At 70.3% G+C, this 13,342-nt stretch carries 15 protein-coding genes and 1 pseudogene; 7 read left to right on the forward strand and 9 right to left on the reverse strand.

The features are described from left to right. Positions 1 to 390 precede the first annotated feature (390 nt). A pseudogene (locus ACFUNE_RS25175) lies at positions 391 to 759 on the reverse strand (DNA-3-methyladenine glycosylase); the annotation flags it as partial. Between the two features lie 187 nt (positions 760 to 946). Beyond that, positions 947 to 1,555 carry a DNA-3-methyladenine glycosylase gene (locus ACFUNE_RS25180; protein ID WP_383572308.1) on the reverse strand — a complete coding sequence of 203 codons (609 nt, stop codon included), beginning with the start codon at positions 1,553 to 1,555 and terminating at the stop codon, positions 947 to 949. A 223-nt stretch (positions 1,556 to 1,778) separates the two neighbouring features. Here ACFUNE_RS25180 and ACFUNE_RS25185 point away from each other — a divergent pair, with 223 nt between their 5' ends. From ACFUNE_RS25185 to ACFUNE_RS25195, 3 genes are all read left to right on the forward strand, one after another. Next, positions 1,779 to 2,561, forward strand: a complete 783-nt coding sequence (locus tag ACFUNE_RS25185; protein WP_329227289.1) for a sporulation protein — start codon at positions 1,779 to 1,781, stop codon at positions 2,559 to 2,561. Positions 2,562 to 2,617: 56 nt separating this feature from the next. Beyond that, entirely contained in the window at positions 2,618 to 3,151 is a 534-nt protein-coding gene (locus tag ACFUNE_RS25190; RefSeq protein ID WP_383572311.1) for a YbhB/YbcL family Raf kinase inhibitor-like protein, read from the forward strand. Between the two features lie 141 nt (positions 3,152 to 3,292). Then, the gene (locus tag ACFUNE_RS25195) at positions 3,293 to 3,799 is read left to right on the forward strand and encodes an HNH endonuclease (protein ID WP_329227293.1); all 507 of its coding nucleotides are present in this window, start codon (positions 3,293 to 3,295) and stop codon (positions 3,797 to 3,799) included. Positions 3,800 to 3,862: 63 nt separating this feature from the next. Here ACFUNE_RS25195 and ACFUNE_RS25200 read toward each other — a convergent pair whose 3' ends face one another. The 4 genes from ACFUNE_RS25200 to ACFUNE_RS25215 all read right to left on the reverse strand — a co-directional run bounded on the left by ACFUNE_RS25200 (position 3,863) and on the right by ACFUNE_RS25215 (position 7,067). After that, positions 3,863 to 4,636, reverse strand: coding sequence for a sulfite exporter TauE/SafE family protein (locus ACFUNE_RS25200; RefSeq protein WP_383572314.1), 774 nt, complete (start codon positions 4,634 to 4,636; stop codon positions 3,863 to 3,865). A 78-nt stretch (positions 4,637 to 4,714) separates the two neighbouring features. Then, on the reverse strand, positions 4,715 to 5,644 hold the full coding sequence (locus tag ACFUNE_RS25205; protein ID WP_329212534.1) for an SPFH domain-containing protein: 930 nt from the start codon (positions 5,642 to 5,644) through the stop codon (positions 4,715 to 4,717). A 128-nt stretch (positions 5,645 to 5,772) separates the two neighbouring features. Continuing rightward, positions 5,773 to 6,201 (reverse strand): NfeD family protein, encoded by a 429-nt coding sequence (locus ACFUNE_RS25210; RefSeq protein WP_383572317.1) that lies wholly within the window; start codon positions 6,199 to 6,201, stop codon positions 5,773 to 5,775. A gap of 65 nt (positions 6,202 to 6,266) precedes the next feature. Beyond that, a complete protein-coding gene (locus tag ACFUNE_RS25215) occupies positions 6,267 to 7,067 on the reverse strand; it encodes an ABC transporter ATP-binding protein (RefSeq protein WP_383572320.1) in 801 nt (266 codons plus the stop codon). A 120-nt stretch (positions 7,068 to 7,187) separates the two neighbouring features. Here ACFUNE_RS25215 and ACFUNE_RS25220 point away from each other — a divergent pair, with 120 nt between their 5' ends. After that, on the forward strand, positions 7,188 to 7,967 hold the full coding sequence (locus ACFUNE_RS25220) for a hypothetical protein (RefSeq protein WP_383572323.1): 780 nt from the start codon (positions 7,188 to 7,190) through the stop codon (positions 7,965 to 7,967). A gap of 70 nt (positions 7,968 to 8,037) precedes the next feature. Here the strand turns inward: ACFUNE_RS25220 and ACFUNE_RS25225 are convergent, their stop codons facing one another. The 3 genes from ACFUNE_RS25225 to ACFUNE_RS25235 form a co-directional block, all read right to left on the reverse strand. Then, entirely contained in the window at positions 8,038 to 8,295 is a 258-nt protein-coding gene (locus ACFUNE_RS25225) for a chaplin family protein (protein WP_383572326.1), read from the reverse strand. Positions 8,296 to 8,453: 158 nt separating this feature from the next. Continuing rightward, a complete protein-coding gene (locus tag ACFUNE_RS25230; RefSeq protein WP_383572329.1) occupies positions 8,454 to 9,098 on the reverse strand; it encodes a response regulator in 645 nt (214 codons plus the stop codon). After that, positions 9,091 to 10,236, reverse strand: coding sequence for a GAF domain-containing sensor histidine kinase (locus ACFUNE_RS25235; protein ID WP_383572332.1), 1,146 nt, complete (start codon positions 10,234 to 10,236; stop codon positions 9,091 to 9,093). Before ACFUNE_RS25235 ends, ACFUNE_RS25230 begins: the two co-directional genes overlap by 8 nt. 180 nt (positions 10,237 to 10,416) lie before the next feature. Between ACFUNE_RS25235 and ACFUNE_RS25240 the strand changes: the two genes are divergently transcribed. The 3 genes from ACFUNE_RS25240 to ACFUNE_RS25250 all read left to right on the forward strand — a co-directional run bounded on the left by ACFUNE_RS25240 (position 10,417) and on the right by ACFUNE_RS25250 (position 13,210). Further along, entirely contained in the window at positions 10,417 to 11,130 is a 714-nt protein-coding gene (locus ACFUNE_RS25240) for an SDR family NAD(P)-dependent oxidoreductase (protein WP_383572936.1), read from the forward strand. Next, entirely contained in the window at positions 11,127 to 12,218 is a 1,092-nt protein-coding gene (locus ACFUNE_RS25245; protein WP_383572335.1) for an S-adenosylmethionine:tRNA ribosyltransferase-isomerase, read from the forward strand. Before ACFUNE_RS25240 ends, ACFUNE_RS25245 begins: the two co-directional genes overlap by 4 nt. 269 nt (positions 12,219 to 12,487) lie before the next feature. Beyond that, the gene (locus ACFUNE_RS25250; RefSeq protein WP_383572338.1) at positions 12,488 to 13,210 is read left to right on the forward strand and encodes a transglycosylase SLT domain-containing protein; all 723 of its coding nucleotides are present in this window, start codon (positions 12,488 to 12,490) and stop codon (positions 13,208 to 13,210) included. Positions 13,211 to 13,342 lie beyond the last annotated feature (132 nt).

Here is a 13,342-nt window from a genome sequence, read left to right on the forward strand (position 1 = left end):
GCGTTTCCGACTCTATCAGACTCTTTCGTGTCCGATTCCCGGTCGAAGCGGGTTTCGCTTTCCAGTTCTTCGCTTTCGCGTTTCCCTTTCCGGCGGTTCCAACTTTACCAGACTCTTTTCCGTTCCGTTTCCGGTCCGAATTCGAATCCAGCGGCCAGTGGAGCGGCCTTTGCCTTTCGGCGTGTTCACTACGTTAGTCGATTTCCTCGGCGGCTCATAATCGAGTCTCCGGAGAGAATTCCGGCATGCCGGAATCACACCCGCCAGGGGTGAATCGTAGGTAGTGGTTGGCCCTCTCACGATGCTTCGGCCCGGTCCGATGGACCGTGCCAAGAACAACTGCATCCGTTCAAGCGGCTCGGACCACATTAGGGAAACGGAGAGGGCGAGTCAAGTTGCGCGGCGGCGTGGCGCGTGGGCCCGGTAGGGAGCGACCGTGGGGTCGCCGTCGGTCCGGAAGCGCCAGGGCAGGTGCGGGCCGTCACCGCCCACTCCGGTGCGGGGACCGCTGCGCACCAGGTCGGGCGGCGGCGGGGTTCCCGGAAGGGCGGACAGGGAGCGCTCGGGGCCTGCCGGCACGTCGACACCGTTCAATACGCGGTCGACGTCCGGGGCGGTCGTGAGTCGCGTCGGCCCTTTGGCCAGTTCTCTGTCGTGTAAGGCCGAGAATCGACGTTTCCGGGCCATCTCCGCCCCGATGCCGATCTCCCCGGCCCGGAGCAGGACACCGCTCGCCCTCCCCTCGGGACCACATGCCAGAGCGGACCGCCGAGTCGGAGAGTCACGCCGGCCGCCGCACAGGCGCAGGGAGTGCTCGACCTGTCCACCCCGTCCGGCCGTCTCGCTGTTCGCGTCGGCGCTGTGGTGGCCCGCAAGACAACAGGGCCTTGCATTTGCCGCCACCGCCCGTGTCGCGCGTCTTCACTCATGCGAGGCGCACAGCGGCTCAGGTCTCAACGGACTTGGCTCTCGGGCTCAGCCGGTATGCCGAGACCGTTGGATCACCGGCGATGTAGAACCGGTGTTGCCAGTCGTGGGCCTTGCTCACGCCTACCCGCGGACCGACCCGGATGAGCGCGGCAGCTACCGGCTCGCCCCCGGACAGTGTGACCGAGGTACCCGTCAGGAGCTCTGCGCCGTTGTGCTCTGCTGTGATGCCGAGCGCCTGGCCGAGATTTCCCGGGCCTCGGGCCAGACGTGGGCTCTCGACCCTCTCCCCTCGCCGCTTGCGTGCCTGGTCTTCCCCCTCGATGACCCTGCCTGCCCGGATGAGGACAGCCGAGGCGACGCCTTCCGTCCCTGTGACGACGTTGGCGCACCAGTGGAGACCATGGGACCGGTACACGTACAGGTGTCCTGCGGGTCCGAACATGACGGCGTTACGGGATGTCCGGCCTCGGTAGGCGTGGGAAGCCGGGTCAGCGGTGCCGGAGTACGCCTCGGCCTCCGTGATGGCGATGCTCACGGTTCCCTCAGGGGTCTTGCGGGTGAGGACACATCCGAGCAGTTCGGGGGCCACCTCTTCGGCGGGACGGGAAAGGAGATCGACGTTCATGCCGGCTGCCTCGACATCCGTACGTGAAGACGTGCGTGTGCATCGGGCGGGCCGATGAGCGGCGTGCGGTCCATGCCTTCCTTCATGACGTCCGAGGGTACTGGTCGGGCACCTGTCGCCCGGAGGATCGGTTTCCCGGTCGGCCCGCCGGCCACTGGGGACGACGCCGCGGGAACCGGCTACGGTCATGGCGCGTATGTACGGGTGGACCAAGGAGGAAAATATGGGCTTCAAGCGACTGCTCGCGAGCATGGGTGCCGGCGGTGCTTCGGTCGAGACCGAGCTGACCGAACTGAACGTCGTCCCCGGCGGGGTCGTCCAGGGCGAGGTACGGATCCAGGGCGGATCCGTGGACCAGCAGATCGAGGGTCTCTCCGTCGGTCTGCAGGCGCGGGTCGAGGTCGAGGGCGGGGACCAGGAGACCAAGCAGGACATCGAGTTCGCCAAGCTGCGCCTCGGCGGTGCCTTCGAGGTGAAGGCCGGCGCCGTGCACGTCGTGCCGTTCGGGCTGGAGATTCCCTGGGAGACGCCGATCACCATGTTCGCGGGGCAGCAGCTGCGCGGCATGAACATCGGTGTGACGACGGAGCTGGAGATCGCCCGCGCGCTGGACTCCGGTGACCTGGACCCGATCAACGTGCACCCGCTCCCCGCGCAGCAGGCCATCCTGGACGCCTTCGGGCAGCTGGGCTTCGGCTTCCGCAGCGCCGACATGGAGCGTGGCCACATCCGCGCCACCCGCCAGCGTCTGCCGTTCTACCAGGAGATCGAGTTCGTCCCGCCGCAGCAGTACCGCGGGCTGAACCAGGTGGAGCTGACGTTCATCGCGGACGACCGCGAGATGGACGTGGTCCTGGAGATGGACAAGAAGCCGGGCCTCTTCAGCGAGGGCAGCGACTCCTACCGTGCGTTCAAGGTGGGGCTGAACGACTTCCAGGGCACGGACTGGGCCGCGTACCTGAACCAGTGGCTCGCCCAGGTCGGCGGTCAGCGCAACTGGCTCTGATCACCCCCTAGGGTCGGTGGGAAGACATCGCACAGCCGATCAGGAGAGGTGCTGACGTGACCGAGCCGAAGAGGGCGCCGCTGCCGCACGACTTCCATCCCGAGGTCTCCCCGTTCACCGTGGTGAGCGAGGACCTCGCGCCGGGCGCCGTGCTCGCGGACGCACAGGTGTTCGCGGCGGGGAACACATCGCCGCAGCTGCGGTGGGAGGGCTTCCCCGCGGAGACGAAGAGTTTCGCCGTGACCTGCTTCGATCCGGACGCCCCGACGGGCAGCGGGTTCTGGCACTGGGTGCTCTTCGACATCCCCGCTTCGGTGACGGAGCTGCCGGCCGGTGCGGGCAGCGGGGCGTTCGAAGGACTGCCCGCGGGTGCCGTCCAGGCTCGCAACGACTACGGGCCGAAGGAGTTCGGCGGTGCCGCGCCGCCCGCCGGCGAGCACCACCGCTACGTGTTCACCGTGTACGCGGTGGACACCGAGAAGCTCGGGCCGGACAGTGACGCCTCGCCCGCGGTGGTCGGTTTCAACCTGCGGTTCCACACGCTGGGCCGCGCTCAGCTGATCGGGGAGTACACCGCCCCCGCAAGCTGAACGTTCGCCTCCTGTTTGCCCTGCCCTGGTCTTGGAGAGACCAGGGCAGGGCACTTTTTATTGCGTTGTCCATCACGGCTCTCCCGGACAGAGTTGATCCGGGACCGCCGGCTGACGGGCGGCACACGGGAGGTGGGCGGGATGCGGGACACACTTGTACTCAACGCGAGCTTCGAGCCGCTGTCGACGGTGACGCTCAACCGCGCGGTGGTGCTGATCCTCCAGGACAAGGCCGTCGTCGAGCAGTCGCATCCCGGGCTCCGTATGCGTGGTGCCGCCGTGGATCTTCCGGTGCCCCAGGTGATCAGGCTCTGCCGGTACGTGCGGGTGCCGTTCCGAAGACACGCTCCGTGGTCAAGACGGGGTGTGCTCATACGGGACCAGCACCGGTGCGCGTACTGCGGGCGGCGCGCGAGCACCGTGGACCATGTCGTTCCGCGCGCCCAGGGGGGCCAGGACACCTGGCTGAACACCGTGGCCTCGTGCGCGGAGGACAACCACCGCAAGGCGGCGCGGACGCCGGAGCAGGCGGGCATGCCCCTGCTGCGTCAGCCGTTCGTGCCCTCGCCGGCGGACGCGATGCTGCTCGCCCTGGGTGTCGGCGACCGGTCGGCACTGCCGGAGTGGCTGGCACGCTCCGCGGCGTGACCGCCGCGCACGGACGTGTGCGGAGCCCGTCCCCTCGTGTCGGAGGGGACGGGCTCCCGTCCGTCAGCGCAGCAGCAGCTGGACGATCGCCGCGGTGCCTACGACGACGATCAGCGCGCGCAGGAAGCGCGGGCTGAGCCTGCGGCCGACCTTCGCGCCTATCTGACCGCCGATCGCGGAACCCACCGCGATGAGGACGACGGCCGTCCAGTCGAAGTCCGCGACGAAGAGGAAGAAGAGCGCGGCGACGGTGTTGACGACTGCGGCGAGGATGTTCTTGACGGCGTTGAGGCGCTGCATCGTGTCGTCGAGCAGCATGCCCATCAGGGAGAGGTAGATGATCCCCTGGGCCGCCGTGAAGTAGCCGCCGTAGACGCTGGCGAGCATCAGGCCGACGAAGAGGAGTGGTCCTCCGTCGGCGCGGGCGGGTGTTCCCGTGCGCTCGCGCCTGCGCTGGACCGCTCTGCTGATCCGGGGTTGCAGGATGACGAGGACGAGCGCGAGGGCCACCAGGACGGGGACGATCGTCTCGAACGCCGTGGAGGGCAGGGCCAGCAGGAGGGTCGCCCCGGTGAGTCCGCCGACCAGCGCGCCGGCGCTCAGCTTCAGGATCCTGCGGCGCTGGCCGGCCAGTTCCTTCCGGTAGCCGATGGCGCCGCTGATCGAGCCCGGGATGAGGCCCAGTGCGTTGGACACGGTCGCGGTGACGGGTGGCAGCCCGGTCGCGAGCAGGACCGGAAAGGTGATCAACGTCCCGGATCCGACGATGGTGTTGATCGTGCCGGCGCTGACTCCGGCCGCGAAGACCGCGAGAATCTCCCAGATGGACAAGGCCATCTCCTTCGTTGGTCAGTGATGCCTCCCCGCCATGAAGGTCGAGGGGCCTCACCGATCATGCACGAAGGGGATTCCCGGTCAGTCGACCGGGGGCTGCTCCCGGCGCTCCGGTCCTGTGCTGAAGCCGGGTGCGCCGCTGCCGAGGTTGCCGAAGGCGCCGCTGAGTCCCTTGAGCGCGTCGCCGATCTCGCTGGGCACGATCCAGAGCTTGTTGGCGTCGCCCTCGGCGATCTTCGGGAGCATCTGGAGGTACTGGTAGGAGAGCAGCTTCTGGTCCGGGTCTCCCGCGTGGATGGCCTCGAAGACCGTACGGATGGCCTGGGACTCGCCTTCGGCTCGCAGGGCGGATGCCTTGGCCTCGCCCTCGGCGCGCAGGATCGCGGACTGCTTCTCGCCCTCCGCGGTGAGGATGGCGGACTGCCTGATGCCTTCCGCGGTGAGGATCGCGGCGCGCTTGTCACGGTCGGCGCGCATCTGCTTCTCCATCGAGTCCTGGATGGAGGTGGGCGGTTCGATGGCCTTGAGCTCGACGCGGTTGACGCGGATGCCCCACTTGCCGGTGGCCTCGTCGAGGACTCCGCGCAGCGCGGCGTTGATCTCCTCGCGGGAGGTCAGGGTCCGCTCGAGGTCCATGCCGCCGATGATGTTGCGCAGCGTGGTGACGGTGAGCTGCTCGATCGCCTGGATGTAGCTGGCGACTTCGTAGGTGGCGGCGCGGGCGTCGGTCACCTGGTAGTAGATGACGGTGTCGATGTTGACGACCAGGTTGTCCTGGGTGATCACCGGCTGCGGCGGGAAGGGGACGACCTGTTCGCGGAGGTCGATCCTGTTGCGGATCGAGTCGATGAACGGGACGACGATGTTCAGCCCGGCGTTGAGGGTGCGGGTGTAGCGGCCGAAGCGCTCCACGATGGCGGCACTGGCCTGCGGGATGACCTGGATCGTCTTGATCAGGGCGATGAAGACGAGCACCACCAGAATGATCAGGACGATGATGATCGGTTGCATCGTGTGCCTCGTGCCCTTCGGTTGCCGACGGATCGCGGTGATCGAGGTCGAACACTCATGACGGTCGCATTCTCATGATGATCGACTTCGAGTTTGGCAGACTGCGGCCTGCCGTGTGACCGGTTCGCTCACATGACGACGGCCGTTGCACCGTCGATGTCCACGACGTCCACCTGCAGGCCGGGTTCGAAGACCTGGTCGCCGTCGAGTGAGCGCGCGGACCAGACCTCGCCGGCGAGCTTGATGCGCCCACCGCTGCCGTCCACCCGTTCCAGGACGAGGGCTTGACGGCCTTTCAGGGCGTCGATGCCGGTGGCGTGCGTGGAGCGCCCCACCCGCTGGCGCGCGGCGATCGAGCGTACGACCGCGATGAGAGCGACCGACACCACGACGAACACGAGTACTTGGGCGACGATCCCGCCACCGAGTGCCGCGACCAGGGACGCCGCCACCGCTCCGGCGGCGAACATCCCGAATTCGGGCATCGCGGTCAGGACGAGGGGAATGCCCAGTCCCACCGCGCCGATCAGCCACCACACCCACGCGTCGATGTCCACCCGGTCATCGTAGGACCGCGAGTGCCCTCCCCGACAGGGCGCAGGGGAGGTTGGCTGTGGTGCGACTACTGGCCGAGGGGCAGGCCGCGGGCCGTGTAGCGGTCGCCGTGGTGCTCGACGACGAGGGGCAGGCCGAAGCAGAGGGAGAGGTTCCGGGAGCTGAGCTCGGTCTCCATGGGGCCGGCGGCGAGCACCTTGCCCTGACGGATCATCAGGACGTGGGTGAAGCCGGGCGCGATCTCCTCGACGTGGTGGGTGACCATGATCATGGACGGGGCGTAGGGGTCGCGGGCCAGTCTGCCGAGGCGGCGGACCAGGTCCTCGCGCCCGCCGAGGTCGAGCCCGGCGGCCGGTTCGTCCAGGAGGAGCAGCTCGGGGTCGGTCATCATGGCGCGGGCGATGAGGGTGCGCTTGCGCTCGCCCTCGGAGAGCGTGCCGAACTTGCGGTCGAGGAACTCGGTCATGCCGAGGCGGTCCAGGAACGCGCGGGCGCGCTCCTCGTCGACGGCTTCGTAGTCCTCGTGCCAGGTGGCGGTCATGCCGTACGCGGCGGTGAGGACCGTCTGCAGCACGGTCTGGCGCCTGGGCAGCTTTTCGGCCATGGCCACACCGGCGATGCCGATGCGGGGGCGGAGCTCGAAGACGTCGGTACCGACCCCTCCGAGCCGCTCGCCGAGGACCTTCGCCGTACCGGTGCTCGGGAAGAGGTAGCTGGAGGCGATGTTGAGGAGGGTGGTCTTGCCGGCGCCGTTCGGGCCGAGGATGACCCAGCGCTCCCCCTCCTTGACCGACCAGGAGACGTCGTCCACCAGAGCGCGTCCGTCGCGGACCACGGATACGTCCACCAGCTCCAGTACATCGCTCATGGCGCGTTGTCTCCCCATACAGTGTCGAGATCGTCGCGTGCCTGTGGGCACAGCTCCCAGGGAAAACCTACGCCACCCGGGGAGTGCTCAGGCCCTGGGGCTGTTCCCTAGGCTGTTCCCATGCTTTCGGAACCACGCTCAGGGCGGCTTGCCGCATGGGGAAACGCGCTTTTGGCCGGACTTGTGTCGCCGGACGACGCTGCGCTCGCGATCGTCGGCGAGGACGCGGTGCACCGCGTCGAGGGGCTGCCGGGTGAGGCGGGGCCCGTCGGGCTCACGCTGGCGCTCGGCCGGCTGAGGGGGCTGGGGGCGGCCGGTTTCCGGGTGGCGCTGCCGGTGCCCGGGCATCCGCTGGGGCTCAGCGGGCCGCCGGACTTCAACGCCCGTGCGCTGGCGGCGGAGGAGGCGGTGGTGACGTCGGGGGCGCCGTACGGGCTCGTGCCCGAGGTGAGCGAGGTGGGCCCCGCCGGGGACCTGCACGTCGAGGTGGTGTGGCGCTGCCTGCCGGTCCGGGAGGCGCCTCCGGCCGACGTGCCGTCTCTGGGCGAGGCGGAGCGGGAGCTCGCCGAGGCGCTGCGGGACGCCACGGCTGTGCTGTCCCGGCTGGATGTCGCCGGGTCCGGTCCGGTCGCGGAGGCCGCGGTGGACGCCTACCGGGCACGGGCGGAACGGGGACGTGAGGTGCTGGCTCCCGGGTACCCGCCGCGGGCGGTCCGGGTGCTGGAGCTGGCCCAGCGGGTGGGGCTGCTGGTGTCGGTGGCTCATGAGACGGGGCACGGCGGCGCGGTGAGCGCTTCCGAGATCGCGGCCCGGGGCGAGGCGCTGCGGCCGGTGGAGCGGGTGGCCCGGCGGGCGCAGGTCGCGGCGTACAACGCGTACGTGGAGGAGCGGGGCCGGTAGCGCCTGGCTCCTCCCCCTCCGCCGGGGCGGCACCGGTCGGGCCGCCCGGCGGAAGGGGGCGAGGCGGCGGTCAGCCGTTCAGGCCGAAGTTGCCGAAGGCCGGGTTGAGCAGACCGATCACGTTGACCGTGTTGCCGACCACGTTCACCGGGACGTGGACCGGGACCTGGACGAGGTTGCCCGAGGCGACGCCCGGGGAGCCGACGGCCTGGCCGTACGCACCGGCGCCCCCGTGGCCGTGGCCCGTGGCGGAGGCGGCTCCGGCACCGGCGGCGATGAGTCCGCCCGCGATCATGGTGACGGCTGCGGCCTTCTTCAGGTTCTTCACTTCAGGATCCTCCTCGCGTCGCTGCGGCCGACCGCCGCAGCACGCATGGAGAACGCCGTCTCGCCACCGAGGATGCGCCGTACGGGTGACATACACCCGACAGTATGAATCTCGGACCGGAGTGGAACCGTCCGATTGTCCGACCAGCGGCTTCCCCGTCAGCCCGCCGCTCCGTTCCTGACCGCCCAGAGCGCGGCCTGGGTCCTGTCCGAAAGATCGAGCTTCATCAGGATGTTCGAGACGTGTGTCTTGACCGTCTTCTCCGACAGGACGAGCGCCCGGGCGATCTCCCGGTTGGAGCGGCCGTCGGCGATCAGTCCGAGCACCTCGCGCTCGCGCTCCGTCAGGGTGCTCCCCCGCCCCGTGCCGTTGCCCGTGTCGTCCTGGGCCAGCAGCGCTCCGGCGACCTCCGGCTGGAGCAGGACGTGGCCCGCGTGGACCGAGCGGATGGCGCCGGCCAGGGCGTCGGGGTCGACGTCCTTGTACACGTAGCCCGACGCCCCCGCACGCAGGGCGGGCACGACGGTGCGCTGCTCGGTGAAGCTGGTGACGATCAGGACCCGCGCCGGGTTCTCCAGCTCCCTGAGCCTGCGCAGCGCCTCGATGCCGTCCGTGCCCGGCATCTTGATGTCCATCAGGACGACGTCGGGCCGCAGCTCCTCCGCCCTGGCGACGCCCTCGGCCCCGTCCGCGGCCTCCCCCACGACCTCTATGTCGTCCTGGATCTCGAGGAAGGTCCGCAGGCCCCTGCGGACCACCTGGTGGTCGTCGACCAGCAGCACCTTGATGATCTTGTCAGCCACAGGGAACCTCCATCTGGATCGTGGTGCCCTTGCCGGGCTCCGACGCGACGGTGAGCCTGCCCCCGACGCTGCCCGCGCGGTGCCGCATCGACACGAGGCCCAGATGGCGGCCCGCGCTCCGGACCACGTGGGTGTCGAAGCCGCGGCCGTCGTCGGTGATCCGCAGCACCGTGGCCGAGGTGTGCCGGCCGAGGGTCACGGTGACCAGCCCGGCACCCGAGTGGCGCAGGGCGTTGTGCAGGGCCTCCTGGGCGACCCGGAGCATCGCCTCCTCCTGGGCGGCGGGCAGCGCGCGCACTCCGGCGCTCTCGAAGGTGACCCGGGCGCTGTGGGCACGGTCCAGGACCTGGATCTGGGTGCGGAGCGTGGCGACCAGGCCGTCCTCGTCCAGAGCGGCGGGGCGCAGCTCGACGACTGCGGCACGCAGCTCGTCCACGGCTTCCCCGGCCAGGGTGGCGACCTGCTGGAGCTCGCCCTTGGCGCGGACCGGATCGCGGTCGACGAGTGCCGCGGCGGCCTGGGCGGTGAGCCGGAGGGAGAAGAGCTTCTGGCTGACGGCGTCGTGCAGCTCGTGGGCGAGGCGGGAGCGCTCCTCCGCGATCGTGAGCTCGCGGCTGCGTTCGTAGAGCCTGGCGTTGGTCAGGGCGATCGCCGCGTGCTGGGCGAGGATCCCGAGGAGTTCCTCGTCCTCCTCCGTGAAGCCGCAGCCGCCCGCCGGCCGGGGGCAGCGCTTGTTGGCGAGGAAGAGCGCGCCGATGGTCTCGTCGCCGTCCTGGATGGGCAGGCCGAGGAAGTCGGACATGTCGGGGTGGGCGTCGGGCCACCCCTCGAACCGGGGGTCCTGCCGGACGTCGGCGAGCCGCTGGGGCTTCGCCTCGTGGAGCATCGCCGCGAGGATGCCGTGCTGGCGCGGCAGCGGGCCGATGGCCTTCCACTGTTCGTCGCTGACCCCGTCGACGACGAACTGTGCGAAGCCGCCGTGGTCGTCCGGCACGCCCAGCGCCGCGTACTCGGCGTCGAGCAGTTCGCGGGCCGAGGCGACGATCGTCTTGAGGACGTCCCTCATCTCCAGGTGCCGGCTCATGGCGAGCAGCGCGGCGCTGACCGCGGCGAGGCCCGACGGTGGGCGATGACTCATGTGCTCACCGTACCGGCGGGCGGGATCGAGCCGTATCGGGCTGTGGACGGCCCCGGGTGGGACGTCGGGCCTAGGCCGAAGGGCCTCGCGCGGCTGCAGCCGGCGGCCGAGGCGGCGGGAGGCGGGGCGTTCCTACGTTTGAGGCGTCGAGGACACCTGAGGTGCGAGGGGATGGCAGACATGCCGATCGCGATGATCACGGGCGGTTCGAGGGGGCTGGGGCGGGCCCTCGCCGCGGCGCTGGCGGGCAGGGGCTGGGATCTGGTGCTGGACGCCAGGTCGGCGGACGCGCTCCGGAGGACGGCGGAGGAGCTGGCCGGCAGGTACGGGACCCGGGTGGTGGGCGTGTCCGGGGACGTGACGGACCCGGCTCATCGCAGGGCCCTGGCGGACGCCGCCCGGGAGCTGGGCGGTCTGGACGTGCTGGTGAGCAATGCCAGTGCGCTGGGTGCCGAGCCCCTCGTACGGCTGGAGGCGCTGCCGCTCGGTGGTCTGCGGCAGGCCCTGGAGACGAACGTCGTCGCTCCGCTCGGGCTCGTGCAGGAGGTGCTGCCTCTGCTCAGGGCTTCGTCCGCCGGGGCCGTGATCACGGTGAGCTCGGACGCCGCCACCGAGCCGTACGGGACGTGGGGCGGGTACGGGGCGTCGAAGGCGGCGCTGGACCAGCTGGCCGCGGTGCTCGGCGAGGAGGAACCGGGGCTCCGGGTGTGGGCGGTGGACCCGGGGGACATGGCGACCGGCCTCTACGCGGCGGCGGTGCCGGACGACTCCGTGCCCCGCCCGCACCCGGAGAGTGCGGCGCCCGCGTTCGTCCGGCTGCTGGAGCTGCGCCCGGCCGGCGGCAGGTACACGGCCGCCGCGCTGCTGGACACGGACCGGCGGGCGGAGCGATGACCGCGCCGTACGCCCTGCGGGTACCCCCGGAGCTGTCGGCCCGGGTGCCGGCCGAGCAGAGGGGCACGGGACGCGACGACGTGCGGCTGCTGGTCTCGCGCGGCACCGCGGTCTCCCACCGCAGGTTCAGTGACCTGCCCGGGGAGTTGCGGGCAGGGGACGTCCTGGTGGTCAACACGTCGATGACGCTGGCGGCCGCGGTGACCGGGCGCCTGGGCGGCACGCGGGTCGTCGTGCACTTCTCGACGCGCGGCGAGGACGGACGCTGGGCGGTGGAGCTGCGCCTGCCGGACGGTGCGGGAACCACCCGGCCGCGTCCGGGCGGCCCCGCGGGAGCGGTGGTGCGGCTCCCGGGCGGCGAGGCGCTGGTCCTGGACGAACCGCTCGGGCCCCGCGAGGGGGCCAGGCTCTGGTGGGCGCGGGTGCCGCGGGACGTCCCCGCCCTGCTGAACCGGTACGGGCGGCCGATCCGGTACGCGTACACGGAGCGGGACCAGCCGCTGTCGGCGTACCGGACGGTGTTCGCGCTGCCGTCGCCCGACGGCAGCGGTTCGGCGGAGATGCCGAGTGCGGCGAGGCCGTTCACCGCGGGGCTGGTGGCGGCGCTGGTGAGCCGCGGGGTGCAGTTCGCACCGCTGACGCTGCATACGGGGGTGGCCTCCGCCGAGGCGCACGAGCCGCCCTACCCGGAGCGGTTCGAGGTGCCGAGCACGACGGCGGCTCTGGTCGAGGCGGCACGCGCGGGCGGGGGCAGGGTGATCGCCGTGGGGACGACGGCGGTGCGGGCCCTGGAGTCGGCGGCGGACGGGGACGGCGTGGTGCGGGCCGCGACGGGCTGGACGGATCTGGTGGTGACGCCGCAGCGGGGCGTACGGGTGGTGGACGGGCTGCTGACCGGGCTGCACGAGCCGGAGGCCTCGCACCTGCTGATGCTGGAGGCGATCGCCGGGCGGGAGGCGCTGCGGCGGGGATACGCCCAGGCACTGGGGCACCGGTATCTCTGGCATGAGTTCGGGGATGCCCATCTTCTGCTGCCCGATGCCCGAAAAACCCCTTACGCTCCGCATCGCACAAGCAACTATTCGTAAGCGCAAAGGGGTCCGCGTGTGAGCCCAGGCATAGGACCCACGTCACTTACGAAGGGGGATAGTTGGAGCAAAACGGGCAACTTCCCAAGGTTCAAACCGGACAAGGAGGTATGAACAAGACCCGCATCCACTAAACAGCTTCGTACGTCACACCTTTGCCACGGCATTTTGCTGGAGCTAAGAATTGGGTTGTCCCCGACGGAGATGCGCCCCGGCGCTTCCGTCCGCGTCCTCGCCGAGGACCCCCTAGTTCGAAGAGGTACGACTGTATGTCCGTGTCCCGAATCTCCAGCCGTAGCCGTCGTCTGAACAAGACGCAGAAGCTCTCCGTCGCGGGGGTCTCGACCCTGGCCGCCGCCGCTGTCGCCTTCTCGCTCGTCCCCCACGACGCGTCGGCCACGACCGAGCCGCAGGCCGCTTCGGCCGCCGCGCCGGTCGCCTACACCGGCTCGCAGGCGAAGAACGTCCAGGCCGGCAGCATCGAGCAGAACGCGACGGCCCAGCAGCTGGTCAAGGCAGCTGACGAGGCCAAGGCCAAGGAAGCCGCCGCGAAGAAGAAGGCCGCCGCGAAGGCCGAGGCGAAGGCCAAGGCCGTCGCCGAGGCCAAGGCCGACGCGAAGAAGCGTGCCGCCAAGAAGGCCAGCCGCGCCGCCGACCGCAAGCCGGTCTACAAGAACAACCTGGACGGCTGGATCCGTGAGGCTCTCGCCATCATGGACAAGAAGAACATCCCCGGCTCGTACGAGGGCCTGCACCGCAACATCATCCGTGAGTCCAGCGGTAACCCGCGCGCCATCAACGACTGGGACATCAACGCCATCAACGGCGTCCCGTCGAAGGGCCTGCTGCAGGTCATCAAGCCGACCTTCGACTTCTACCACGTCAAGGGCACCAAGCACGACCAGTACGACCCGGTCGCCAACATCACCGCCGCCGCCAACTACGCCGCGGACAAGTACGGCTCGATCGACAACGTCGACAGCGCGTACTGAGCCACGCACCGAGCGAGGCCTGACAGAGGCGGCCCGCCGGTCCGCAGCGTCGCGTGACCGGCCGGCACATGCCGAAGGGCGGCACCCCACGGGGTGCCGCCCTCGGGCGTTTCCGGGGCCGGAGCGGGCCCG

The organism is Streptomyces sp. NPDC057287 (assembly GCF_042667905.1).
GTDB lineage: Bacteria > Actinomycetota > Actinomycetes > Streptomycetales > Streptomycetaceae > Streptomyces.